Origin of the sequence: uncultured Porticoccus sp. (assembly GCF_963975625.1) — a bacterium.
Taxonomy (GTDB): domain Bacteria; phylum Pseudomonadota; class Gammaproteobacteria; order Pseudomonadales; family Porticoccaceae; genus Porticoccus.
In genome coordinates, this window is sequence record NZ_CAXBHS010000004.1 from 172,373 (window position 1) to 197,310 (window position 24,938).

At 53.2% G+C, this 24,938-nt stretch carries 24 protein-coding genes; 16 read left to right on the forward strand and 8 right to left on the reverse strand.

Annotated features, from left to right (window positions below):
• Window positions 1–3: 3 nt before the first annotated feature.
• Complete coding sequence (locus AACZ64_RS05675; protein ID WP_293614047.1) at window positions 4–1,368, forward strand: HD-GYP domain-containing protein; 1,365 nt, start codon at window positions 4–6, stop codon at window positions 1,366–1,368.
• A gap of 120 nt (window positions 1,369–1,488) precedes the next feature.
• Here AACZ64_RS05675 and greB read toward each other — a convergent pair whose 3' ends face one another.
• Genes greB through AACZ64_RS05700 form a run of 5 tightly spaced genes read right to left on the reverse strand, consistent with a single transcriptional unit; the run spans window position 1,489 to window position 5,977 of the window.
• Window positions 1,489–2,016 carry a transcription elongation factor GreB gene (gene greB, locus AACZ64_RS05680; RefSeq protein ID WP_293614046.1) on the reverse strand — a complete coding sequence of 176 codons (528 nt, stop codon included), beginning with the start codon at window positions 2,014–2,016 and terminating at the stop codon, window positions 1,489–1,491.
• An 11-nt stretch (window positions 2,017–2,027) separates the two neighbouring features.
• A complete protein-coding gene (locus tag AACZ64_RS05685; protein WP_293614045.1) occupies window positions 2,028–3,986 on the reverse strand; it encodes a S9 family peptidase in 1,959 nt (652 codons plus the stop codon).
• 3 nt (window positions 3,987–3,989) lie between these two features.
• Window positions 3,990–4,313 carry a stress response translation initiation inhibitor YciH gene (gene yciH / locus AACZ64_RS05690; protein ID WP_293614044.1) on the reverse strand — a complete coding sequence of 108 codons (324 nt, stop codon included), beginning with the start codon at window positions 4,311–4,313 and terminating at the stop codon, window positions 3,990–3,992.
• A 21-nt stretch (window positions 4,314–4,334) separates the two neighbouring features.
• Entirely contained in the window at window positions 4,335–5,333 is a 999-nt protein-coding gene (locus tag AACZ64_RS05695) for an NAD(P)H-quinone oxidoreductase (protein ID WP_293614043.1), read from the reverse strand.
• Window positions 5,334–5,335: 2 nt separating this feature from the next.
• Window positions 5,336–5,977: a hypothetical protein gene (locus AACZ64_RS05700; RefSeq protein WP_293614042.1), complete on the reverse strand. Its 642-nt coding sequence runs from the start codon at window positions 5,975–5,977 to the stop codon at window positions 5,336–5,338.
• 158 nt (window positions 5,978–6,135) lie between these two features.
• On the opposite strand from AACZ64_RS05700, the gene AACZ64_RS05705 reads away from it, so the two are divergent.
• From AACZ64_RS05705 to AACZ64_RS05715, 3 genes are read left to right on the forward strand one after another with little or no spacing between them, the layout of a single operon-like run.
• On the forward strand, window positions 6,136–6,993 hold the full coding sequence (locus AACZ64_RS05705) for an ion transporter (RefSeq protein ID WP_293614041.1): 858 nt from the start codon (window positions 6,136–6,138) through the stop codon (window positions 6,991–6,993).
• Window positions 6,994–6,996: 3 nt separating this feature from the next.
• Window positions 6,997–8,472 carry a cardiolipin synthase gene (cls, locus tag AACZ64_RS05710; RefSeq protein ID WP_293614040.1) on the forward strand — a complete coding sequence of 492 codons (1,476 nt, stop codon included), beginning with the start codon at window positions 6,997–6,999 and terminating at the stop codon, window positions 8,470–8,472.
• 54 nt (window positions 8,473–8,526) lie between these two features.
• Window positions 8,527–8,838 carry a hypothetical protein gene (locus AACZ64_RS05715; protein WP_293614039.1) on the forward strand — a complete coding sequence of 104 codons (312 nt, stop codon included), beginning with the start codon at window positions 8,527–8,529 and terminating at the stop codon, window positions 8,836–8,838.
• Between the two features lie 44 nt (window positions 8,839–8,882).
• On the opposite strand, the gene AACZ64_RS05720 is transcribed toward AACZ64_RS05715, so the two are convergent.
• Complete coding sequence (locus tag AACZ64_RS05720) at window positions 8,883–9,074, reverse strand: CopG family transcriptional regulator (RefSeq protein ID WP_293614038.1); 192 nt, start codon at window positions 9,072–9,074, stop codon at window positions 8,883–8,885.
• Between the two features lie 101 nt (window positions 9,075–9,175).
• Here AACZ64_RS05720 and dauA point away from each other — a divergent pair, with 101 nt between their 5' ends.
• The 12 genes from dauA (at window position 9,176) to AACZ64_RS05780 (ending at window position 21,785) form a co-directional block, all read left to right on the forward strand.
• Complete coding sequence (gene dauA, locus AACZ64_RS05725) at window positions 9,176–10,972, forward strand: C4-dicarboxylic acid transporter DauA (protein ID WP_293614037.1); 1,797 nt, start codon at window positions 9,176–9,178, stop codon at window positions 10,970–10,972.
• A gap of 669 nt (window positions 10,973–11,641) precedes the next feature.
• The gene (locus AACZ64_RS05730; protein WP_293614036.1) at window positions 11,642–12,112 is read left to right on the forward strand and encodes a Na+/H+ antiporter subunit E; all 471 of its coding nucleotides are present in this window, start codon (window positions 11,642–11,644) and stop codon (window positions 12,110–12,112) included.
• Window positions 12,113–12,385 (forward strand): monovalent cation/H+ antiporter complex subunit F, encoded by a 273-nt coding sequence (locus AACZ64_RS05735; RefSeq protein ID WP_293614035.1) that lies wholly within the window; start codon window positions 12,113–12,115, stop codon window positions 12,383–12,385. It abuts the gene before it with no gap.
• Entirely contained in the window at window positions 12,385–12,705 is a 321-nt protein-coding gene (gene mnhG / locus AACZ64_RS05740) for a monovalent cation/H(+) antiporter subunit G (RefSeq protein WP_293614034.1), read from the forward strand. The genes AACZ64_RS05735 and mnhG overlap by 1 nt, the downstream gene beginning before the upstream one ends.
• 120 nt (window positions 12,706–12,825) lie before the next feature.
• On the forward strand, window positions 12,826–13,800 hold the full coding sequence (locus AACZ64_RS05745) for a Na(+)/H(+) antiporter subunit B (RefSeq protein WP_339639762.1): 975 nt from the start codon (window positions 12,826–12,828) through the stop codon (window positions 13,798–13,800).
• On the forward strand, window positions 13,800–14,150 hold the full coding sequence (locus AACZ64_RS05750; protein WP_293615754.1) for a cation:proton antiporter subunit C: 351 nt from the start codon (window positions 13,800–13,802) through the stop codon (window positions 14,148–14,150). The genes AACZ64_RS05745 and AACZ64_RS05750 overlap by 1 nt, the downstream gene beginning before the upstream one ends.
• Window positions 14,144–15,616 (forward strand): monovalent cation/H+ antiporter subunit D family protein, encoded by a 1,473-nt coding sequence (locus AACZ64_RS05755; protein ID WP_293615755.1) that lies wholly within the window; start codon window positions 14,144–14,146, stop codon window positions 15,614–15,616. The genes AACZ64_RS05750 and AACZ64_RS05755 overlap by 7 nt, the downstream gene beginning before the upstream one ends.
• On the forward strand, window positions 15,613–17,091 hold the full coding sequence (locus AACZ64_RS05760) for a monovalent cation/H+ antiporter subunit D family protein (protein ID WP_293615756.1): 1,479 nt from the start codon (window positions 15,613–15,615) through the stop codon (window positions 17,089–17,091). The genes AACZ64_RS05755 and AACZ64_RS05760 overlap by 4 nt, the downstream gene beginning before the upstream one ends.
• The gene (locus AACZ64_RS05765; RefSeq protein ID WP_293615757.1) at window positions 17,088–17,363 is read left to right on the forward strand and encodes a hypothetical protein; all 276 of its coding nucleotides are present in this window, start codon (window positions 17,088–17,090) and stop codon (window positions 17,361–17,363) included. The genes AACZ64_RS05760 and AACZ64_RS05765 overlap by 4 nt, the downstream gene beginning before the upstream one ends.
• The gene (locus AACZ64_RS05770) at window positions 17,356–19,041 is read left to right on the forward strand and encodes a Na(+)/H(+) antiporter subunit D (protein WP_293615758.1); all 1,686 of its coding nucleotides are present in this window, start codon (window positions 17,356–17,358) and stop codon (window positions 19,039–19,041) included. The genes AACZ64_RS05765 and AACZ64_RS05770 overlap by 8 nt, the downstream gene beginning before the upstream one ends.
• An 87-nt stretch (window positions 19,042–19,128) precedes the next feature.
• Complete coding sequence (locus AACZ64_RS05775) at window positions 19,129–19,986, forward strand: PA4780 family RIO1-like protein kinase (RefSeq protein WP_293615759.1); 858 nt, start codon at window positions 19,129–19,131, stop codon at window positions 19,984–19,986.
• Window positions 19,987–20,171: 185 nt separating this feature from the next.
• Entirely contained in the window at window positions 20,172–21,785 is a 1,614-nt protein-coding gene (locus AACZ64_RS05780) for an ABC-F family ATPase (protein ID WP_293615760.1), read from the forward strand.
• A 110-nt stretch (window positions 21,786–21,895) separates the two neighbouring features.
• On the opposite strand, the gene AACZ64_RS05785 is transcribed toward AACZ64_RS05780, so the two are convergent.
• Complete coding sequence (locus AACZ64_RS05785) at window positions 21,896–22,432, reverse strand: arsenate reductase ArsC (protein WP_293615761.1); 537 nt, start codon at window positions 22,430–22,432, stop codon at window positions 21,896–21,898.
• A 46-nt stretch (window positions 22,433–22,478) separates the two neighbouring features.
• Window positions 22,479–24,629, reverse strand: coding sequence for an FAD-dependent oxidoreductase (locus AACZ64_RS05790; RefSeq protein ID WP_339639760.1), 2,151 nt, complete (start codon window positions 24,627–24,629; stop codon window positions 22,479–22,481).
• Window positions 24,630–24,938: the final 309 nt, after the last annotated feature.

Sequence of the window (24,938 nt, forward strand, 5' to 3'; positions counted from 1 at the left end):
GAGATGAGTAACCAGTTTCTCGATCGATCAAATTTTATCCGTGTGCCGGTGAGCGGGTTGAAACTGGGCATGCTGGTGACTGAGTTGGATCGCCCTTGGTTGGAAACACCGTTTTTGTTACAGGGTTTTGTGATACGTCACCCCTCTGAAATTCGCAAACTGCAGGAATACTGTGATTACGTGTTTGTGGAAAAGGAGGGTCGCCTTTGGGGCGAAAAGAAAGATCCGTTCAGAGCCAGTTTCGGTCGTTCAAAGCGAAGCGCTGCCAGTCCAGGTGGTAATGCTCTGCACAAAAGAGCTCGCGTTGATAATGATAGCGGTTCGCTGATTCAGGCAATGAATACCCGGCCCGAATACTCAATGCAGAACACGGTGGAGAATGAACACCCCGTGGCACGCAGAGCCTATGAGGCAACCCATAGCCAGGTGGAAAACCTGCTGGAACAGGCCAGGCTCGGCAATGTTCTGGATACGCAGGGAGCCAAGGATGTGGTAGGCAATTGCATTGACAGTATCCTGCGCAATCCTAGTGCGCTGTTATGGATGGTGAAAATCAAGCACATGGATTACTACACCATGGAGCATTGCCTGAATGTCTGTATCCTCGCCATCGCGTTTGGTCGTCATCTCCGGCTCCCCGAAAATGAACTGATAAATCTTGGGGTTGGCGGTCTATTGCACGATGTGGGCAAGATGCAGATACCGGACAACATTCTCAATAAGCCAGGCAAGCTGACTGAAGAGGAGTTTGTCATAATGAAGGCTCACCCCGAGGAAGGACGGAAACTGCTGATGAAGTCTCAGGGTAGTCTCAGTTCTGCTATTGATGTCGCCATCAATCACCATGAGCGAATGGACGGTAAGGGCTACCCTCGCGGGCTATTTGCCCACGAGCTGTCCAGTTATGCCCGTATCATTGCCATCGTGGATGCTTTTGATGCCATGACCAGTGAACGCTGTTATGACAAAGCCAGGTCTACTCTGGACTCGCTTAAAGAGATTTATCGACATCGCGGCACTCATTTTGATGAGGCATTGGCGTTGGAATTTATTCAGCTGATGGGACCCTATCCACCGGGCACAATTGTGGAATTAGGTAATGGCTATGTCGGCATTGTGCTCTCTTCACAAACCAAAAAACGCCACCTGCCCAACGTCAAGTTGGTGCTTGACAGTGATAAACAGCCTACTCCTGAGGAGTTTATAGATCTACTGGATGTGGAGCGTGGCACGGTGCCCCGTGAGTGGCTGATTCACCGGGTGTTAAAAGACGGTGAACATGGGGTATTCCTCAAAGATTACCCGGTGAAAACGGCTGAAGCCAGTCACGCTTTCGAAAACCCTGAGCTCCAGGGCGATCAGGATTGATCACGACAGCTGGCGGATCAGGGAAATATTTACAGAGGCACGGTCTTGTACCAAAGTGCCAACTGGCACAGGCAGTACACTCGCGGGTACGGGGCTTTCATACTGCACTGAACTGACTTGCTAAGCCGGGTTTTCCCGGTCGCTAGCACAGTGTGTGTAACAAATTTCACTGATCAGCCACTGGGCCGTGGTGCCCTTGATGACCAGAGATATCTCATCATCGAGGCGCTTGCCCAGGAGTTGTCGTCCCAATGGTGAATCAATGCTGATTTTATGTTGTGCGGGATCAATTTCATCGGCACCCACGAGTCTGAAACGATGCTGATTTTCCTGTGCATCTTCGAGAGTGACCCAGGCGCCGAAGTAAATCCTGTTACGGTCTTCGGGTTGTCGGTCTACGACGGTGATTTCATCGAGCCGTTTGCTCAGATAGCGTACCCGACGATCAATTTCCCGAAGTCGTTTTTTGCCGTAAATGTAATCACCATTCTCCGAGCGGTCGCCATTTTTGGCGGCCTCATGGACGGCGGCCGTAACCACAGGGCGCTCCACTTTCCAAAGTTTGTGCAGCTCTTTCCGCAATGCCCGAGCGCCTTCCGGTGTGATATAGGGTGCGCTTCTGGTGACGGGTGGCCGGTATCTGCCCATGGGTTAGCGGTCTATTCCTGAAGGTTGTGTATGGAAATGGCCGGCAGTTCATCCGCGGGGGTAAAGCCGAAAACTTTGCCGTAAAAATACAGCTCTGCCTCAAGTGCCTGGTGGATTGTCTCCGCCTTTCTGAAGCCGTGGCCCTCTTCGGCAAAGGGCAGGTAGGCCACGGGCAGGTGTTTTTCTTTCAGTGCGTTGACCATGGTCAACGCTTGCTCCGGTGGTACCACCCGGTCGTCCATCCCCTGGAAAAAGATCACCGGGCAATGAAACTTCTCCGCGTGGTAAAGCGGGGAGCGGTCACGATAGACCGACTGTTTTTCCGGATAGGGACCTACCAGACGGTTGAGGTAGCGGGACTCGAATTTATGGGTATCGCGGGCCAGTGTTTCGAGGTCGCCAATACCGTACAGGCAGGCTCCCGCCTTGAACATATCCCGGAAACACAATGCGGCCAGTACCGTATAGCCACCGGCACTGCTGCCCCGGATAGCAATTTTCTGTGGGTCGACTTTCTGTTGTTCGATCAGATAGCGGGCACCTGCCGTCACATCTTCCACATCGACGATGCCCCACTGGCCCTGGAGTTGTTGGCGGTATTGACGTCCATAACCAGTGCTGCCCCGGTAGTTCACATCCAGTACGGCAAAGCCCCGACTGGTCCAGTACTGGATTTTAAGGTTGAGGGCGGAACCGGTTGCCCCGGTTGGACCGCCATGGCAGACGACGAGGAGCGGCGGCAAGCCGTTTGTCGGACCACTAAACCCGGGGTTTGCCGGCGGGTAAAAAAATCCGTGAGCAATATCCCCGCCACTGGTTGGAAAGCTGACTGGCTGAGGGCGGGACAGATAACCGGATTGAATAGCGGGTGAACTGCTCCTGGCCAATACGCTGAGCTGGCCTGGTTGAGTATCTCTCTTGCAGGTGTCCAATTGTGCCAGCTCTGCTCCCCGGGTGGCAGATCCCCCCACCAGCCATGCGCGATTGCCTTCACAATAGAGGTCTGAGATCTGGGTGAAGTCGGTTGAAACCGGTTGCAGGGTCTGGTTGCCGGGCGGCAACGTGGCCAGTTGCCAGCTCCCCTGCTGCGTATAACTGCAGACCAGTGTCCCGTCCTCGCAGAAACCATAGTTGGACATACCCAATACCCAGAGAGGGGTGGCGAACTCAGCCGCCATCGGCAACAGGGCCGAGATGTGATCGCTATCGGGGGCCCATCGGTACAGGTTCCACCAGTTGTCGCGGTCAGAGACAAAATACAACTGGTTATCCGGGGCCCAGCAGGGCTGTACAATCGATTCATGGCCGTTTCCGGCAAGCAGACGTGGCTCGACAGGGTGGCCGTTGGCGTCCAGTTCTGCCAGCCAGAGCTGGGTGTTGTCCCAGGGTAAGTCCGGATGATCCCAGCTGATCCAGCACAGCTGCTCGCTGTGCTTGTCGAGCCTTGGATAAGCGTAAAAGTCCGCGCCTTCACAGAGCCGTTGAATGACCATTGACCGGTCCAATGGTACCGAAACTAGAAGATTTTCCGGCTCCCCCGGTTGTGCATGGTTTTCTGCCACGCAAATCAGCCGCTGGCGTTTGCGATCCAGACAAAAATCAGCAAACCGGTAGTCACTTTCGGGGGTGAGTGGGCGCGGGATCGCATCGAGCACACTCAGGTCCTGAGCGTAGAGACGCTGATCGTCCTGAAGACAGAAGTAAAGCGTATCGTCAGCCACCAGGTAGGGAATGCCACCGTATTCGTGTACCTTGCTGCGGGCGCTGAGGGGTGCCTGCAGAACATCCCTGATATTACCTTGCGGGTCTTTTTGTACAATGACCGATCGACCGTTTTCCCACGGGCGGGACTCCAGCCAGTAAAGATTGCCACGATCCATTCGAGGCCAGGCGTACCCGGGTACAGCGCTGGTGAGCAGCGCGGGGACGATGGGCGATGCCCAACTGCCGTATGGTGCGGTTACCGACATCGGTCAGCCCCCGGCAAACTTGACGGTATGGCCCTGACTGATCAGCGTGTCGCGAATCTTTTCCCGGTGGTCACCCTGAATTTCGATAATGCCATCTTTGATACAACCCCCGGTACCGCAAAGTTCCTTGAGTTTTTTTGCCAGGGGCTTCAGTTCGCTATCGCTCATTTCGAGACCACTGATCGTGGTTACGCCCTTGCCCTTTCGGCCGCTGGTTTCACGGCGTATACGTACAATGCCATCACCGGCAGGTCTGGCCGATGCAGCATTGCCGGACTTGATACGCCCGCTCTCCGTGGAATATACAAGACGAGATTCTTTGCTCATGGTGACAGGGTTTTCCGGGTTTTAGTCCAGTGTGAGTACAATTTTGCCAATATGCTCGCTACTTTCCATCAGTTGATGGGCTTTGGCGGCCTGGGCCAGCGGGAAAGTTTCATTGATAACTGGCGCAATGGCACCATTTTCCAGCAATGGCCAGACCTTATCCAGTACAGACCTAGCAATAGCAGCTTTTTCCGATACAGGACGGGCCCGCAGCGTGGAGCCGGTCAGTACCAGTTGTTTCAGCATGACGGGCATCAGGTCCACTTCCACTCTGGAACCCTTGAGGAATGCGATTGACAGAATGCGTGCGCGAAATGCCGCGGCATGGATATTTCTGCCGATATAGTCACCGCCCACCATGTCGAGAATCACGTCTGCACCCGCGCCATCCGTGAGTGCTTTCACCTCCTCGACAAAATCCTGCTCCCGGTAGTTGATCGCGGACTCGGCACCGAGTTGCAGGCAATAGGCACATTTTTCGTCGCTGCCCGCTGTGGTGAATACGCGATGATCCAGCATATTCGCCAGCTGGATTGCGGTGGTTCCAACACCGCTACTGCCGCCGTGAACCAGAAGGGTTTCCCCTGGCTGTAGAGTATTTTGCTGGAACAGATTGCTCCAGACCGTAAAGAATGTCTCCGGAATGGCCGCGGCCTGAATCAGGTTAAAGGGCGATGGAATCGGCAGGCAAAGGGTTTCATGGGCAATGGCATACTCGCTGTAACCGCCGCCATTGAGGAGTGCACACACCGATTGTCCCACCTGCCAGTTCGCTTCATTCCTGCCTACGGAAACAATTTCCCCGGCCACCTCCAGACCGGGAATATCCGAGGCCCCCCGTGGTGGTGGATACCGCCCCTGGCGTTGCAGCACATCAGGCCGGTTAACACCCGCAGCCCGCACGCGAATCAGCACCTCATTATCACCAGGTATTGGCACAGGGCGGTGGGTGGCAGTGAGCACCTCCGCCGAACCGGGTTTACCGATTTCAATGCATGCCATTTCCCGGGGTAATGTCATGATCAGCTCCAGATTTGAATAACAAGAAAGCCAATACAGAGTAATGCGCCAATCGCCGGTAAGCCCAGCTGTAATGGTCCCCGTTGTCGCTCTCGATAGTGTAAGGATAACAGGGATAGATTGACGAGGGTAAATACGAGCAGTATCAGGCAGCTGGTGGCCCTGGCAAGGGTTGTGACCGGTAGCCAGAGGGCAAAGGCGAATACCAGGCTGCTAGCCAGCAGTGTTGCGGGAATGGCGGTAAGGGTGATGATCAGTATTGTCATCATCGACCAATCGGGTAGATGGGAAAAAACGCCCATATAACCGGTAAAGCCCCGGGTGATTGTGGCCGCGGAAATAATGGCACCCAATACCAGTGCATACCCCACGAGGGCACCCAAGTGTCTGGATCTGAGCGATTCCACGATAGATACGGGCTCCCCTGCGCAGTAGGGAAACCGTCGGGAAAGTTCCGTATATGAGGCGGCACTGAAACAGACAACCACCGCCGCCAGAAGAAAGGCCCATAGCGCCATCATGCCGCTGTCGCTGACAACCTTGCCCAGTAGTACGTAAATCCCTGCACCAACAATAGTCCCTATGCCATAAAAACTGATTTCCAGGAGTGACAGGGAGCGAAGAAGCGGGGTTGGCTGATCCATGAGTCAAGTATAGGCCTTGATGGTGTGGACAGTAGTCTGATGGCCGGATTTTGAGTGGCGTGATTAACTACCCAAACCGGGCTGCAACCTTTAGGATTGATCAATCTGTCGGTATGGCGGTGAATCATCAAATAATAAAGGGGCGTCGTTGACACACCATGGACAAACAGCAATTGCGCGAACAACTTTACCGGGTCATTTTTGGTACGGATACCAAAGCGGGGCAACGTTTTGATATATTTCTGATCTATGCCATTTTGATCAGTGTGCTGGCTGTCATACTGACCACGGTTGAAACTCTCAGTAGCCGTTACGCACTGTTGTTTTTTTCCGTGGAATGGTTTTTTACAGCGCTGTTTACCGTGGAATACGGCCTGCGTATTTTCTGCTCCCCCAACCGCCGCAAATACCTGTTCAGCTTTTATGGTCTGATTGACCTGGTTTCGATTATCCCCTCCTACCTGGCCTTGTTTTTTACCGGTGCCCATTATTTGCTCATTATTCGCCTGTTGCGGGTATTGCGCGTTTTTCGGGTGTTGAGGCTGGTTCGATACCTATCTGAAGCCGATGTGCTGATGAGATCCATACGTCAGGCCCGACGGAAAATTTTTATCTTCTTTTCCTGCGTTCTGGTATTGAGCACACTGTTCGGTTGTCTGATGTATGTTGTGGAAGGCCCCGCAAATGGCTTTACCAGTATCCCCAAAAGCATTTACTGGACCATCGTGACACTGACTACGGTTGGTTACGGTGATATCACGCCTCACACGGTATCAGGGCAAATTATTGCCACGCTGGCGATGCTGACCGGTTATTCCATTATTGCCATACCCACGGGCATCATCACGGCTGAACTGGCCGGTGAAATGCAGCGGGAAAAATCCTTGTATCCCTGTCCCAACTGCGTCAAGGCAGGCCATGACAGGGATGCCAGTTTTTGCAAATGGTGTGGCGCGGGCCTCGCCACCAGTGATTCCAATCCCGATAGTCCACCATCGACCGGCAGGGGAGGCTAACCCGTGGGTCATTGGCTCTGGCCACCCCTGGTGCTGATTGGTCAGGGCTGGCAGTGGATCGGTGAGTTCTGGCTGCCGGTCTATATTCTGACTGTGATATTGGGTACTGCGCTGGCAATCGAAGCCATTTTCAAAGCCCGTACGACCCAGGGGGCCATAGCCTGGTCGCTGGGGTTGATCTTTTTACCGCCGTTGGTGGTACCTGTTTATCTCCTGTTTGGGCAGCGGCGGTTCTACGGCTATGTGGAGGCACGTCGTAAAGGCGATTTGGAAATACAGCGGATCGCCCAAAAGCTGCTGTCGGAAATGGCCCAGGGCTTCAGTCTGCCCGGCGATGCTCCCGCCGCTGTTCAACTTCTTGAACAGTTGGCTCTGATGCCATTCACCCGTGGCAACCGGGTGTCATTGCTGATCAATGGGGAGCAGATTTTCGAGCGCATTTTTGCAGCGATAGACAGCGCCGAAGACTACATACTGGTGCAGTTTTATATTGTTCGCGACGACCGTTTGGGCAACGAACTCTTACAGCGGCTGGCGGCAAAAGCCCGTCAGGGTGTCAGGGTTTATTTTCTCTTCGATGCCATTGGCAGCTTCAAGTTGACCCGTCGCTATTTGCGGGTCTGCCGGGAAGCGGGGATAGCAATTGAGCCCTTTCGCACCTGGCGCTGGCGTAAACGTCGGCGTTTTCAAATCAATTTCCGCAACCATCGCAAGGTGGTTGTCGTGGATGGGCGGTGTGCTTTTGTTGGCGGGGCCAATCTCGGTGATGAGTATCGCCACCGCCATCCTCGTCTCAAACCCTGGCGGGATACCCATGTTCAACTGGAAGGACCGGCAGTGAAAGGGACGCAGGTTTCTTTCCTGGAAGACTGGTATTGGGCCACAGGTGAGGTGCCCGCCATGAACTGGCATCCGGAGAGTATGCCAAATGATCAGCAGGTGCTGGTACTGCCGAGTGGTCCGGCTGATCTGCTGGACTCCTGTCAGTTGATGTTTTTACATGCCATCAACAGTGCCAGGGAACGCATCTGGATTGTCAGTCCCTATTTTGTTCCCGATGAATCGATTAGTAATGCCCTGAAGCTGGCGGCTCTGCGTGGTGTTGAGGTGCGTCTTATGTTGCCGGGTATCACTGATAACCGGCTGGTGCAGTTATCTTCGTTTGCCGCGCTAATGGATATGCAGTATGACGGTATCCAGGCTTTTCAGTATCAGCGCGGTTTTTTGCATCAGAAAGTTGTGCTGGTGGACGATGACCGTGCATATGTGGGAACTGCCAATTTTGATAATCGCTCGTTTCACCTTAACTTCGAGATTACTGTGATGGTCAGGGATTGGGCGTTTGCCCAAGAAGTGGAGGCGATGTTGCTAGATGACTTCAGTGGCTGTAGGCCATTGACGGTTGAATCACTGGAAAAACGCAGTCTGATATTCCATTCGCTGACGAAATTGGCAAGATTGTTCTCGCCAATCCAATAGATCGCCACAAAATAGGGTACGATAGCCTCCCATATATCGCTGTTGAGAAACATTATGACGCTGACTGCCGAACTGCTGGGCGAAACGTCCCCCTATATCTATAACCTGGTTTACGATGTCGATGTGCGTCTGCTCTTTATTGAGTGTCTCGACGACCCCTCTGATGAAGAACCGTCCCTGCGTATCGTCTTCCCCGAGGTTATCAGTTATGCCGAGAGCAACCAGCCAGATGCGCTGGATGATGAGCTCATGGATGATCTGGTCAGTATGGACTGGAGCAATGAAAATCAGGTGACAATCCTGACCTGCAAAAAAGAGATTGTTTTGGAGCTGACGGGCAAGCCGTTTACCGAACAAATCAGCTGATCAGGGCATCGTTTTCTGTGCAGGAGTCAGGCCCTGCAGCGCTGTTAGCCAGTTTTGTCTTCATCGCCAAAGACCTCATTTCGCCAGTCAGGCCCTAGGTTGTCTTCGACATACTCCCTGATAAACTGGCGAATCTTTTGAGAAGGGGTGACATCTTCGTTGGCACACAGCCTTTCAAAGATGGCTTTTTTCTTCGGATCAATCAGTAGTGTCAATCTGGCAGTTCGATTTTCCATCAGGCGATTCTCGCTAGAGCGGTTTTCAGTTATTATGTTAATTGAATGTTAATTTGTCTGGTCCGTAAACTCAATAGTTTCTGCCGCTTCAGGTTTTCCCTATGGCCCATCGCGCGCACCTTTTTTCACTAAAAATTGCCCATGGTTTGCGTACGTCTCTGGGTGACACTCCCTACAACTCAAAGGTTTTTTTCAAGGATGCCATGGCTGGCATTGCCATTGGCATTATCGCCATTCCTCTTGCCATGGCGTTGGCAATCGCCAGTGGTGTTGCGCCACAGTATGGGCTTTATACGGCCATTATTGCGGGTTTTGTTATTCCGTTGACCGGCGGGTCGCGTTTTAGTGTTTCCGGTCCTACCGCTGCATTCGTCGTTATTCTCTACCCGGTTGTTCAGCAATATGGACTGCCCGGCCTACTGGTGGCCAGTATCCTGGCCGGTATCATACTGGTTGTGATGGCGCTATTGCGACTCGGGCGTTTCATCGAATACATCCCGGAGCCGGTGACGCTCGGCTTCACCGGGGGGATTGCAGTTGTGATTGCCGTCCTGCAACTCAAGGACTTTCTGGGCTTGCATATTACAGATATGCCAGTTCATTTTACCGATAAGGTATTGGCACTGATCAGCGCTTTGCCCGATTTCTCAGTGTGGAGTCTGATCACAGGACTGACCACATTGTTGGTGATGCTGCTCTGGCCTCTGCTGAAAAGCCCTGTTCCGGGGCACCTGCCGGCGGTCATTGTCGGCAGTTTGGTGGCAGTAACGCTGAATCAACAGGGTGCGGGTATTGCCACAGTTGGATCCACTTTCAGTTTTGTTCTCCCCGATGGAACGGTCGGGGCGGGTATTTCATCGGTATTGCCGGATATTCAATGGCCTTGGCAAAGAACGCAGTCGGGCGAGGTACCATTGGTATTCAGTTGGTCTGTAGCTCAGGATCTGCTGTCGGCGGCTTTTGCTATCGCGATGCTCGCGGCCATTGAGTCACTTTTGTGTGCCGTGGTACTGGATTGCGCATCTGGTACCAAGCACAGTGCCAACAGTGAATTGTTGGGGCAGGGCATTGGCAATATTATCGCGCCCTTTTTTGGCGGGATTACAGCCACGGCTGCGATTGCCCGTTCGGCTGCCAATTTGAAGGCTGGTGCGCTGACGCCCATCGCGCCAATGATTCACGCCCTGGTGGTGTTGGCTGCCGTGGTATGGTTTTCCTCGCTTTTATCGTTTATGCCTATGGCCAGCATGGCGGCGCTATTGGTGGTCGTTGCCTGGAAAATGAGCGAGACATCCCGGATCGCGCACTTGCTGAAAACCGCTCCGCCGAGCGATGTGCTGGTGTTTGCGGTCTGCTTTTCCCTGACAATATTGTTTGACATGGTGATTGCGATTACTGCGGGTCTTGTTCTGGCATCTTTGCTGTTCATGAAAGAGATTGCCGAAATGACAAAAATCAGCGATATCTCCCGCAATAAAAAAATGATCGATGGTGAAATCCCCGATGGTTGGCGTGTATTGAAAATAAATGGTCCACTATTTTTTGCAGCAGCAGACCGTGTTTTCGGCGAGTTGGCCCAGTTAGGCAAGGGGCAAAAGGGTCTCGTGCTGTACCTGGATGGCGTATCAATCCTCGATTCTGGCGGCGTGGTGGCGCTTTATAAATTGCTTGATACTTGCCGTGCATCCGGTACGCGCCTATTTTTGGCAGATGTTCAGTTCCAGCCACTGAAAACACTGTCGCGAGCAGGTTTTCGCCCGGATGGGACCAACTGCAAAATATTTTCCGAGCTTTCCGGCGCTCTGGCCGCCTTGCAGAATGGAGAAAAGTCTACTGCTGTCAGTCGGCCGGATGATGCGCCTGGCAACCCTGAGTTGCGGTCAGGTCAGAGCGAATAAAAGACAATGATCATCCCGTCTGTTGGTCGGGTTCCTGTCTGCGCTAAGGGAGTATCTGCCAGTCTGGCAGAACCGATGGGTTGTCTGCTCAGGCTTTTCTGTATCGCAAAATATTGTGTGCAAAAGTGATGCTTATTTGACATACTTTTTGGCGCTTTTAGCAAAGCTTTTTTGGCAACAATGAGCAAGTACCCGGCAAATTATTATAACAAGTAGGGACCTTATGGTTGCCGTGCTGAAACGAATGTCGAGACCGGATTTTGTCTCCATGATGTTATGGGGTGCGGTGGTGGCGAATGCTTGTGCTCTGGCCAAAATGACGGGGCGGCAATTTCTTTCTTCCTGTCAATTCTGCGCAAACCCGATACACTTTTCTTCCCGGCCTGCTGATGTTGCAAGTGGTCTTGTGTTTGCTCAGGGGGAGCTTCCCATCAAATGACACTTGACGATCTCGCTACAAAAATTAATAGTGAGGCGGCTTTGGATAACAAAAAAATGCTTCAGCCCATTTGCGGTGTTGATAACGGCAGATCAGAATGACAAATATATTCTTGCCGTAGTGCTCGACAAGCCCTTCTCCAATAAATAGAGTATTGTCGGCATTTTAAAGAATTTATAAATATAACGAGGTATTAATACCCATCTCATGCGGATCATCGACGGACTATCATGAAACACTGCCTGAGCCTTGCTTTTGTACTGATGGTGTTGTGGCTTGGAAATTCTGGCCACTATTCGCCACTGTTATTGTCGCTCGGCGCTTTTTCCGTGGTATTTGCCGTCTGGGTTTCCCATCGTATGGATGTGGTCGACCATGAATCCCAGCCCCTTCACCTGAGCGGGCATATCTCATTTTTCTACTGTTGGCTGGTGGGTAAGATTATTCTCAGCAATATTGATGTGGTGAAACGCATCTGGTTGGGCAATAAAGCGATCAGTCCCTGTGTTGCCAGGTTGCCGTTGAGTCAGAAGACGGATATGGGAAAGGTCATCTACGCCAATTCCATAACCCTGACGCCGGGCACTGTGTCGATGGATATCGAAGGCGCTACAGTGTTGGTACATGCTCTGACAGCAGAAAATATAGCCGAACTGAAGGATGGTGAAATGAATCGGCGCGTTGCAGATCTGGAGCTTTAGATGTTGATTGCAAGTGCAGTGGCAATTCTGGTTGTGATGGTGATGGCGATTGTCCGTGCGTTGCTCGGCCCCACGATTTATGACCGCATTCTGGCTGTTAATCTGTTTGGTACCAAAACCGTACTGCTGATCGCAGTAATCGGTTTTTTGTTCGGTCGGCCCGACTTCCTGGATATTGCACTGGTGTATGCATTAATCAACTTCATCAGCATTGTTGGCGTGCTCAGGTATTTTGAATACAGCCATAGTGAAGAAGAGGGAGGGTCCCTCTGATGCTTGCCGGCATGGTGACTGTGTTGAGCTCTGTCTGTCTTTTACTGGGCGCATTTCTGATCATTTCTGGTGCTGTCGGTGTACTGAGGTTCCCCGATTTTTTCACCCGGATGCATGCTGCAGGTGTTACGGAAACGCTGGCCACTACACTGATTCTGCTCGGCCTGATGCTGCTTGCGGGTTGGAGTATTATGTCTTTCAAGTTGCTGTTGATTTTACTGTTTATTCTAATCACGAGCCCGGTTGCCAGTCACGCACTGACCAAAGCGGCGCTCCATGGAAACCTTCAGCCGCTGGTCAATGAGAATAATGAACAATAACTCTGGCATCTCAAACCGGAGGCGGGTGCAGATCATTTCTTCTGTCAGATCTCTTGGTAGTGCATCTGAAGGAATCATGTTGACGACGACGGGAGTACTTCCATCGAACTAGTCCTGGATATTACGCTGCTACTACTTCTGGTAGTCACTGCGCTGGCCATTGCCCGGCAGAGGGATCTGTTTGCCTGCGTGATGCTGGCGGGGATCTATGGCCTGTTGTCAGCGAGCTTCTTTGTCTCCATGGATGCTGTGGATGTCGCCTTTACCGAGGCGGCTGTGGGCGCAGGGGTTTTCCCCTTGCTGATGCTGACTGCGCTGACCGTAACCGGCCGTTATGAACAGACGGCTCACCGGCGACCGCGTGCGGCTTTTTTTCTGGTGCTGGTGACCGGCGCCCTGCTGATATTGGGCACTCTGGACATGCCACCCTTCGGCTCGCCAGATGCCCCCGCACACACTCATGTCGCTGCGCGGTATATTCAGGCATCTCCCACTGAAATCGGTATTCCCAATATGGTGACATCGGTGTTGGCAGACTACCGTGCCTTTGACACCCTGGGAGAAGTGGTGGTGGTTTTTACGGCGGTGGTAGGTGTATTGATTCTGCTGACATCGGGGGAGCAGCGTCAGCAGTCCTCCCCGGCAAATGCTGTTGAAACAATGCGCAGTCACATGATTTTGCGGGTGGTGAGCAAGATGCTGATTCCCCTTATGTTGCTGTTTGCACTCTATGTCCAGTTTCACGGTGAATATGGCCCCGGTGGCGGTTTCCAGGCCGGAGTCATTTTTGCGGCGGCGATTATTCTGTATGCAATGTTGTTTGGTCTGGCCAAGGCCCAGGCTGCGATCAAGCCGTCGATCCTGCGATTGTTGGCGGCATTCGGGGTTCTACTCTACGGTGGCGTGGGGGTTGTCAGTTTTTTGACAGGCGTGAATTACCTGGACTACAGCCGCCTTGCTGCTGATCCTGTTGCTGGCCGACACATCGGTATCCTCGTTATTGAGTTGGGGGTGGGCATCACAGTGGCCGCTGCGATGATTCTGATTTTTTACGCGTTTGCCGGTTATGCCACCGGTCGAGCCGAGGCTGAATAATGTTGCCAGAACTTTATAACTACTGGGTGGTAATCGTGCTGATGATGATCGGTTTTTATATCGTCATCGTGCAGGGCAACTTGATCAAGAAACTGATTGGTCTGAATATTTTCCAGACTTCAGTTTTTATCTTTTATATCAGTGTCGGTAAAGTCGCAGATGGCAGCGCTCCGATCCTTGCCGAGGGCGTAGATGTCTATTCCAACCCGCTACCTCATGTGCTGATTCTCACTGCCATTGTGGTGGGTATTGCCACCATGGCGTTGGCTTTGGCACTGGTTATCCGCATCAAGAATGCCTACGGCACGGTTGAGGAAGAAGAACTACAGGAAAGAGATCTGCAGTGCTGAGTCACCTCCCCATTTTGCAAGTGATTGTGCCCCTGCTGGCGGCGCCGGCCTGTTTGTTACTGGACAGGGCGCGCGCTGCCTGGCTGTTCGCCTGTATGGCCAGTCTTGTTTCGGTGGTTATCAGCGGCCTGCTGGTGTTTCAGGTTCATCAATTTGGTGTGCTGAGCTACAGTCTGGGAGGGTGGGATGCACCCTGGGGTATCGAGTACCGTATTGATTTGCTGTCGGCCTACGTACTGCTGATTGTCAGTGGCATTGGCGCATTGATGATACTGGCTGCCAATACGGCTATCAGGATAGAAATTCCACCAGAAAGACAGCCGCTGTTTTATGTGCTCTATTTGCTCTGTCTGGCGGGGCTGCTGGGTATTGTCGCCACCGGTGATATTTTCAATGTGTTCGTGTTTCTGGAAATTTCTTCTCTGGCAACCTATGCCCTGATTGCCCAGGGACAGGACCGACGGGCATTGTGGGCTGCCTATCAGTATCTGATTGTCGGCACGATCGGCGCCACCTTTATTCTGATTGGCATCGGCTTTCTCTACAGCCTCACTGGCACCCTGAATATGCAGGATCTGTCGAACCGGTTGCCCCAGCTCGAAAATTCCGCCACCGCTTTTACGGCTTTTGCCTTTTTGATGGTAGGGGTCTGTCTGAAGCTGGCGCTTTTCCCGCTGCATTTGTGGCTGCCCAATGCCTATGCCTACGCGCCCTCAATCGTGACCGCGTTTTTGGCGGCTACGGCAACAAAAGTGGCGGTTTATCTGTTGATTCGCTTTCATTTTTCCGTGTTCGGTGTCGGATTTGCTGCGTCCGTATTGCCGTTGCATAGCATATTTCTGGCGCTAGGCCTGGCGGGGGTGTTCGTAGCGTCTCTGGTGGCGATTCAGCAGCCCAATGTGAAACGTTTGTTCGCCTATTCCAGTGTGGCTCAGATCGGTTACATGATTATTGGTATCGGCATTGGTTCTGCCACCGGATTACAGGCAACCTTGCTGCACCTTTTCAACCATGCACTGATGAAAGGAGCGCTTTTTCTGGCGTTGGCAGCAGTTGTGTTCCGTTTTGGCAGTGCTGATATACGGCATTTTGCAGGACTGGGCCAGCGCATGCCCTGGACGATGGCCGTTATCGTGATCGGTGGCCTGAGCCTGATCGGTGTGCCCGGTACCGTTGGGTTTATCAGCAAGTGGTATCTGGTTCTGGCGGCGTTCGAGCGCGACTGGTGGCCGCTGATTATTGCGGTGCTACTGGGATCACTGCTCGCTGTTATTTATATCTGGCGACTGGTGGAAGTGGCCTACTTTTGGAAAGGTGAGGATGAAGTCTGCAGAGAGGCGCCGCTGTCGCTATTGATTCCAACCGCCATATTGGCGTTGGCGAATATCTACTTTGGGATCGACACGCGCCTGCCGGTCTATTTATCGGATAGTGCGGCACAAATGTTGTTCGGAGTTAGCCCGTGACAGCAATCCTGGCCCTTCAACTTACCCTGATCGTGCCACTCTGCGGGGCATTACTGATTGCCCTGTGTGGCCGTTGGCCTAACCTCAGGGAAGCGGTGACCCTGTCTACAGCTGGTCTACTCTTCTACTTGGTCATACAGGTGTTTGGTGCCGTCGAACGCGGTGGGGACGAGGCTGCTGCCCTTTATGTGGAGTTGTGGCAGATTTTGCCCGGCCTGCACATTGCCCTTCATTCGGAACCCCTGTCGATTCTTTTTGCGCTGGTGGCCAGCGGGCTATGGATTGTCACCTCGGTTTATTCGATCGGCTATATGCGCGCCAATCAGGAAAAGCGCCAAACCCAGTTTTATGTGTGTTTTGCCGTCGCAATTTTCGGGGCTATGGGCGTGGCGTTTGCAGCCAACCTGCTGACCCTGTTTCTGTTCTATGAAATATTGACCCTGTCTACTTATCCGCTGGTTGCCCACAAGGGCGACGACAAGGCCCGCGCCGGAGCAAGAACGTATCTCGGTATTCTACTGGCAACTTCCATCGGGTTGTTTTTGCCGGCCATGATGTGGACCTATTTTGTCGCCGGCACTCTGGACTTCCGTCCCGGCGGTATCCTCGACGGTAATATCGGTGGCATCGGTGCCACCATCCTGTTGTTGATGTTCATGTTCGGTATCGGTAAGGCTGCGTTGATTCCGGTGCATCGCTGGCTGCCGGCTGCGATGGTGGCGCCGACGCCCGTGTCTGCCTTGCTTCATGCTGTGGCTGTGGTGAAAGCTGGTGTATTCACCATCGCTAAAGTGGTGATCTACATTTTCGGGCTCGACTTCCTGGTGGATGTGCCACACGAAGTGGTTGCCGTCTATATCGCCGGGTTTACCATTGTGGTGGCCTCTATACTGGCCCTCCGGCAAACCAATATAAAACGTATGCTGGCCTATTCGACAGTCTCGCAGTTGTCTTACATCGTGCTGGCAGTTCTGGTGCTCACCCCCCTCTCTGAAATCGGGGCTATCGTCCATATTGTCGCCCACGCGGTGGCCAAGATCACACTGTTCTTTGCGGCGGGTGCGATCTATATCGCCAGCAAAAAAACCGAGATTAACCAGCTGGATGGCATCGGCTTCCGGATGCCTATTACTATGGGGGCGTTTGCTATAGCGGCGCTCAGTATGATCGGTGTGCCACCTACCGGCGGCTTTGTCTCGAAGTGGTACATGATTGCTGGCGCGTTTCAGATTGACAGTTATTTTGTGCTAATTGTGCTAACGCTTTCTACAGGTCTCAATGCGGCCTATTTTCTGCCGATTATTTTCAGGGCTTACTTTCGTAAGGAGTCAGTTGCGCCACCGAAACCCCATGGCGAAGCGCCCCTGCCCATGGTGGGGGCCATCTGCGTCACGGCGTTGCTGACGCTGTTGGTATTCTTTCTGAATGGTCCGTTGGTTGCCTTTGAAATGGCAGTGCTGGGGGTGCCCCGATGACCAACCGTAATAACGCACCAAATAACGCGCAAAAAAGCTGGCTCTATCGGCCGGAAAACCATAAGAAACTCTGGTGGGGTTTTGGCCTGATACTGGCTGCGACGGTTGTCGTCCAGTTGTTTGTTTCGGTACATGGCCACTTCGTTTTTGACGGATGGTTCGGTTTCAGCGCCGCTTTTGGTTTTGTTTCATGTGCCCTGATGGTGGTATTCGCGAAACTGCTCGGATACCTTTTGAAACGGCCCGACAACTATTACGACGACGATGTTTGAATTAATTTTTCCGCCTGCATTCATCCTCATTCTCGGCGCTTTCCTGATCGGGCCGATAAGGGCTCCGTTGCGGCCGTTGATTGTGCTGGGCGCACCGCTGCTGACACTCTATGCCATCTGGCAGATGGGCGACGGTATTCAACTGACCGCGCAGTTTCTCAATTACGAGATCCAGCTGATTGAGTCGAGCCCCCTACGACGCCTGTTTGCAACTATTTTTGCCATCATGGCGTTTGTCGGCGGGCTGTTTGCCTTCCGCCAGGCGAAGTGGTGGGAGCTCGCCGCTGCCCAGGCCTACGCGGCTGGTGCTATCGGCGTTTCCTTTGCCGGGGATCTGATTACCATGTTCCTGTTCTGGGAGCTGATGGCCATTTTCTCCACCGTCGTCGTGTGGTGCGGCGGTACCGAGGGTGCGAGAAAAGCGGGAATCCGCTACGCCATCATGCATTTGGTGGGTGGCGTACTGTTGAAAATTGGTATTGAGGGGGTGATGGTCCACACCGGTTCTATTGAGATTCAGCCGATCCCGTTAACCAATATTGATGGTTGGTTGATTCTGATAGGCGTGCTGATCAACGCTGCGGCACCGCCATTATCCGCCTGGCTGGCGGATGCATACCCGGAATCCAGCCCCAGTGGCTCGGTATTTTTATCAGCTTTCACCACCAAAACTGCTGTGCTGGCACTGATCCTGTTATTCCCGGGGCAGCAAATCCTGATCTGGATTGGCCTCTACATGATTTTCTACGGGATCATCTATGCCCTGCTGGAAAACGATATGCGCCGAATCCTGGCCTATTCCATCGTCAACCAAGTGGGTTTTATGGTCTGCGGTATTGGTATCGGTACGGAAATGGCCATCAATGGTGCGTCGGCCCATGCCTTTGCCCATATTATCTACAAGGCATTATTGCTGATGTCCGCAGGGTCTGTGCTGTATATGACCGGGCGTCGCAAGTGCAGTGAACTGGGCGGGCTCTACCATTCGATGCCGCTCACTGCACTGTGTGGCATTATCGGTGCCCTGGCGATATCGGCATTCCCATTTACCTCGGGTTTCATCTCCAAGTCGATGATTTCCCAGTCCGCCGCTGACCAGCATTTAATGATGGTCTGGTTATTGTTGTTGGCGGCTTCTGCCGGTGTATTCCTGCATGCGGGTATCAAGTTTCCTTGGTTCGTGTTTTTCCAGAAGGATTCGGGGCTGCGCCCCAAGGACCCGCCCTGGAATATGCGTGCAGCCATGGTTTTGTTGGCCGCAGGCTGTATTTTACTGGGTGTCTTTCCCGAGTGGCTTTACAGATTGTTGCCCTATCCTGTGGATTATGTGCCCTATACGGCATCGCACCTGGTGACCCAGCTGCAATTGCTGCTGTTCTCCGGGCTGGCTTTCTTTGCCTTGTTGCCGTTGATGAAGCGCACCCTGACCATCAGTCTCGACTTTGACTGGGTGTATCGTCGGCTTATCCTGTCTCTGATGAATCGGTTGATCTGTCTGCTCAGTTGCCTCAATACGGTTTTGCGAAGCGCTTTTAACCGGATATTTACCATCATCTGGTCCTATATAGGCCGGCACCATGGCCCTGAAGGGATGCTGGCACGCACCTGGCCAACGGGCAGTGTCGTGACCTGGGTCGTGGTGCTGCTTACCGTCTTCCTGCTGTTCAGTATCTATTGAGTCCAACGAATAAAGTTTTCCCAGTTTCACGCGGGTTTTACATCCTTGAAACCAACTTCTCCACCGGCAAATGTGCTATAAGGCGCCATGAAAATTCCGAAACGTTTACAGCCTCTGGTTGACGATGGTCTGGTGGATGAAGTTGTCCGCCAGATGATGAGTGGCAAAGAGGCAACCGTCTACATGGTACGCAGTGGCGGCGAGCTCCGCTGCGCGAAAGTCTATAAAGAAGCGGATAAACGCAGCTTCAAAAAAGCAGTGCAGTATCAGGAAGGCCGGAAAGTGCGCAGTGGACGCCGTGCCAGAGCCATGGAAAAGGGCACCCGTTACGGTCGCGAGCAACAGGAGGAAACCTGGCAGAATGCCGAGGTGTCAGCCTTGTATCGGCTGGCTGCTGCCGGGGTACGGGTACCGGAACCTTTCGGCTGTGTCGATGGTGTATTGCTGATGGAGTTGATTACTGACAGTGAGGGCGATGTGGCGCCACGGCTCAGTGAAATTAGCATGTCGAGCCAGCAGGCTCTGGCGGGGCATGATTTGCTGATGCGAGAGGTGGTGCGCATGCTCTGTGCCGGTCTGGTACACGGTGATCTGTCTGAATTTAACGTGCTGCAGGATGCGTCTGGCCCTGTAATCATTGATTTGCCTCAGGCTGTCGATGCCTCTGCCAATAATCACGCTGAGTTTATGCTGGAGCGCGATGTTCAGAAAATTACCGAGTATTACGCGCAGTTCGCTCCCGAATTGCTGGAGACCCGGTTTGGCAAGGAAATCTGGGCATTATACGAGGCCGGTGATTTGCATCCCGATGTGCCACTGTCCGGTTATTTTGCAGAAGATCTGCAAAAAGCCGATGTGGCAGAGGTGCTGGATGTGATCAGCTATGCCCTCAGTGAAGAGGAGGAGCGGCAACAGCGTCGTCGTGATGCAGAGGACGGTGATTAACCCCGATTTACGGTAAGCTTGTAAACAATGTCTGTTCAGCCCGGTTGAGATAGCAGGGAATCATTAAACCTCATTGTTTTTTATAAATATTTTTGGCTACCCCTCGACGCTTTGCCGACAACTGCGTATAGTCCGCAGCCTTCGTTAGACCACCTTTTTCGTTTTATCGCGCCCAGGATATTCCCTTGATCTCGACCGCAAACATCACCATGCAGTTTGGTGCCAAGCCGCTGTTTGAAAACATCTCCGTTAAATTTGGTGAAGGTAATCGCTATGGCCTGATCGGTGCCAATGGCTGTGGTAAATCCACCTTCATGAAGATTCTGGACGGCACTCTTACGCCCACCGCCGGCAACGTGTCCATCACACCGAATGAGCGGGTTGGTACGCTGCACCAGGATCAGTTTGCCTTCGAAAAATACCGGGTAATCGACACGGTCATCATGGGTCACGCGGAACTTTGGGAAGTGAAGCAGGAGCGCGACCGCATCTACGGCCTGACAGAAATGACCGATGCCGATGGCATGAGGGTGGCGGAACTGGAAGCGCGATTTGCCGAAATGGATGGTTATACCGCCGAGAGCAGAGCCGGCGATTTTCTGCTGGGCGCGGGTATTGCCGAGGCCCTGCACGAGGGCCCGATGAGTGATGTGCCCCCCGGCCTGAAGTTGCGGGTCTTGTTGGCCCAGGCATTATTTTCCGATCCGGATATCCTGTTGCTGGATGAGCCCACCAACAACCTCGATATCAACACCATTCGCTGGTTGGAAGGTGTGCTCAACGAGCGCAAGAGCACCATGGTGATCATTTCCCACGACCGCCATTTTCTGAACGCCGTTTGTACGCATATGGCCGATATTGATTATGGCGAACTGCGTCTCTATCCCGGCAACTACGATGATTTCATGACGGCGTCGACCATGGCCAGAGAGCGCCTGCACTCTGAAAATGCCAAAAAATCTGCCCAGATTGCCGATTTGCAGCAATTCGTCAGCCGCTTCTCAGCTAACGCATCAAAAGCCAAGCAGGCGACATCCAGAGCCAAGCAGATCGAAAAAATCAAACTCGATGAAGTGAAGGCCTCCAGTCGGATGAGCCCCTATATTCGCTTCAAACAGGAGAAAAAGCTCCATCGCCAGTCACTGATTCTGGAGAATCTCGGTCATGGCTTCGATGGCGGACCGCTGTTTAGCAAGGGCAACCTGATTCTGGAGGCCGGCTCCAGACTGGCCATTATTGGTGAAAACGGTGCCGGTAAAACCACATTGTTGCGATGCCTGATGAACGAGCTGACTCCTGATCATGGCAAAATCAAGTGGTCCGAAAACGCAGCGCTCGGTTATTGTCCCCAGGACAGCACGGCGGATTTTGATTCTGATCTGACACTGTTTGACTGGATGAGCCAGTGGCGGAAACCCCGCCACGATGATCAGATTGTCCGCGCCACGCTGGGCCGCCTGTTGTTCAGCGCCGATGATTTCAACAAGAAAGCCCGAGTCTGCTCCGGTGGAGAAAAAAACCGCCTGTTGTTCGGCAAGCTGATGATGACCGATGCCAATGTGCTGCTTCTCGATGAGCCCACCAACCACCTCGATATCGAGGCGATTGAAGCGCTCAATATGGCGCTGGAGCACTATGACGGCACGCTGATTTTTGTCAGCCACGACCGCGAGTTCGTCTCGTCCCTCGCGACCCGGGTGATTGAAATCAAGGATCGCACGTTGGTTGATTTCCAGGGTACCTATGAGGAATACCTGTCCAGTCAGCAGGCTATGGATAAAGCAGTGGGTGCCCGCTGATTCATGGCATAAAGCCGCCGCTCAGGGGCTTTACTGGCTGTATGCCAAGGTCTTCAATCTACGGCTTTTAGGTCGGTGCTTCTGCCACTGGTACTTCCGGGCGGATGCCTTTACTCAAAGCGTTTCATTGCAGTGAGCAGGTGTTTGGCAGAGGCATTGTGATCGCCTGGTGAAGCCAGCAGACTTTGAACACGTTTCTTGAGTGAGGCAAAGCACTCGGTAAAAGCGCGTTTCGCGGCCACCGGATCATTGTGAATCGCCGCCGGATCGGGTAATCCCCAATGCACGTGTTCAATGGTGCCGTCAAGCAGTGGACAGTCTTCCGCTGCCGCGTTATCGCATACCGTTAATATCACATCAAAAACCGGTGCTTCAGCGCCGATAAATTCATGCCAGCTTTTGCTGCGATAAGCCTCCGGGGCACTATCAGCCAGTGTCTGGATCTGTTCCAGCGCCAGCGGGTTTACCCGCCCGGTGGGCTTGCTGCCTGCACTGTATGCCAGGAAAAGCGGTGAGCCAATCGTATTAAACAGTGCTTCGGCCATGATGCTCCGGGCGGAATTGCCGGTGCACAGCACCAGTATTCGCAACGGAGAAAGCCGGCGACTGTCGGTGTCTGTGCGTCGATCCAGATTATCTGTTGTCATTACACATTGCCTTATAGATGAAAAATCTGAGCGGTTGATTCCGATGCTAACGCTGCCAGCGGTGGTAACGTTTCACCAGTTTTAACAACCCCTGCGGCGCATGGGCTTTTTTCCACTCGCCAGCGGCAAACTTGTTGGCTTCCGCCAGGGTGGGGTAGATATGGATGGTGCCCAGAATTTTATTGAGTCCGAGGCCGTGTTTCATCGCCAGTACATACTCTGCAATCAGATCTCCCGCATGATTGCCGACAATCGTCACTCCCAGTATCCGGTCTGAGCCGGGGCGGGTCAGTACCTTGACGAAACCCTCGGCACAGCCATCAGTAATGGCCCGATCCAGATCATCGATGCCGTAGCAGGTCACCTCGAATTCCACACCCTGTTCAGCGGCCTCCTGCTCATTCAGTCCCACCCGTGCCACTTCCGGGCTGGTAAAAGTGGCCCAGGGAATCACGGAGTAATCAACCCTGAATTTTTTAAAGCGGCCGAACAGTGCATTGACGGCGGCATACCAGGCCTGGTGGGCAGCAGTGTGTGTGAACTGGTAGGGTCCGGCCACATCGCCGACGGCATAAATGTTGGGAAAGCGGGTCTGTAGAAAGTCGTTGAGGGCAATGGTGCCGTTTTTATGGGTAGATATTTCCAGTGCTTCCAGCCCCAGTCCCTCGGTATTGGCTTTGCGGCCGATGGCGATCAGAATCTGGTCAAACACCAGGCGCACACTTTCACCCTGGTGTTGGGTATAGAGTACTTTGTCGCCACCTTCCACTGCGAAACGATCCGCTTTGTGGCCCAGCAACAGTTCGACGCCATCCCGGTGCAGGGCATCGGCCACCAGCTTGGCGGCATCGTTATCTTCCCGGGGTAAAATGCGTGGCAGCATTTCCACCTGGATGACACGGGTGCCGAGGCGGGCAAAGGCCTGAGCCAGTTCACAGCCGATGGGACCGCCACCGAGAATCAACAGGCGGCCAGGGTTGCCGCGGATCTTCCACAGGGTCTCGGTGGTCAGGTAATCAATCTGTTCCAGCCCTGGAAAGGGCGGCACCAGTGGGGCGGCACCGGAAGCGATAATGATATTGCGCGCGGTCAGGGTTTGTTTTCCTTCGTTGCCGGTAATTTCCACCGCCCAGGGGGAAACCAGTCGCGCGTTGCCTTGGCGGCAATCCACCCCCAATTGGTGATAGCGTTCGACCGAGTCATGGGGCTCGATGGTTTTAATTACTCGCTGGATACGCTCCATGACTGCGGCAAAATCAGCTTCCGGGTACAGGGGGTTCAGACCGTAATCCGCGCTGTGGCTGGCCAGGGAGGCCACCTGGGCACTTTTGATCAGGGCTTTGGACGGCACACAGCCGGTGTTAAGGCAGTCGCCGCCCATGCGATCTTTTTCCACCAGGGTGACGCCAGCCTTGACGGTGGCGCCGATATAAGCGCTCACCAGACCGCCGGAGCCGGCGCCGATCACGATGAGATTGCGGTCAAAATGTTTGGGCTTTTCCCAGCCGCGATAGACCTTCGCACGCTGCAGGGGCGAGAGTAGGGCGCGGGCAATCCAGGGAAACAGCCCCAGCAGAACAAAAGCACCGATCAGCCCGGGGGAGAGAATATCCCCGGCGCTTTGCAGTTGTGCCACCTGGGTGCCGGCGTTGATATAGACGGCGGTGCCCGCCAGCATTCCCACCTGACTGACCCAGTAAAATGTCCAGGTTTTCAGGGGTGTAAGCGCCATCACCAGGTTGATTAGAAAGAAGGGAAAGACCGGCACCAGCCGCAGGGTAAACAAATAAAAGGCACCGTCCTTTTCTATGCCCTGGTTGATGGTTTTCAAGCGGTCGCCAAATCGCTGTTGTACCCAATCTCTCAACAAGTAACGGGCCACCAGAAAGGCGAGAGTGGCCCCCATGGCCGAAGCAAAAGAGACAAGCACCAACCCGGTGGTAAACCCGAAAATAGCGCCGCCCGCCAATGTCATGACAGCAGCGCCGGGTATCGACAGTGCCGTCACGACCACATAAACCACCAGAAAAATCAACCAGCTCGATAGTCGGTTTTCAGCGTAGAAACTGTGAATAATGTCCAGCTGTTGTTGTAAGTAAGCCAGGCTCAGATATCGACCGAGATCGAGAAAGAAATAAGCTGCCATCGCGATAACCAGAGTGGCGACAATCATCAGCTTCTTGGTGGTTCTATGCACAGCGCATTCCTTTCAGTGTTTGAGTTCAGTCTAGTTTGCGGTCAGTCGCTGGACTGCCACAAACTTGTGATTCAGCAATATCAATAAGATGGGCAATGAACGGTTTTGTTACAAGCGATTTTGGTGGTTGGCGTCAATTCAGGAAAGGGTTGGAATGCAAGCCGAGATTACGTTGTAATCAGGAACGCCTTCCGATGCGGGTAGCTACGCCTTGTAGGGCGTTTGGAGTACTGAATTGGGGTCAGTGCTGAGTTGGGGGGGCAGAACAGCACTTGTTTAAAATTTAACCACTTGAAAGTATCAACTCTA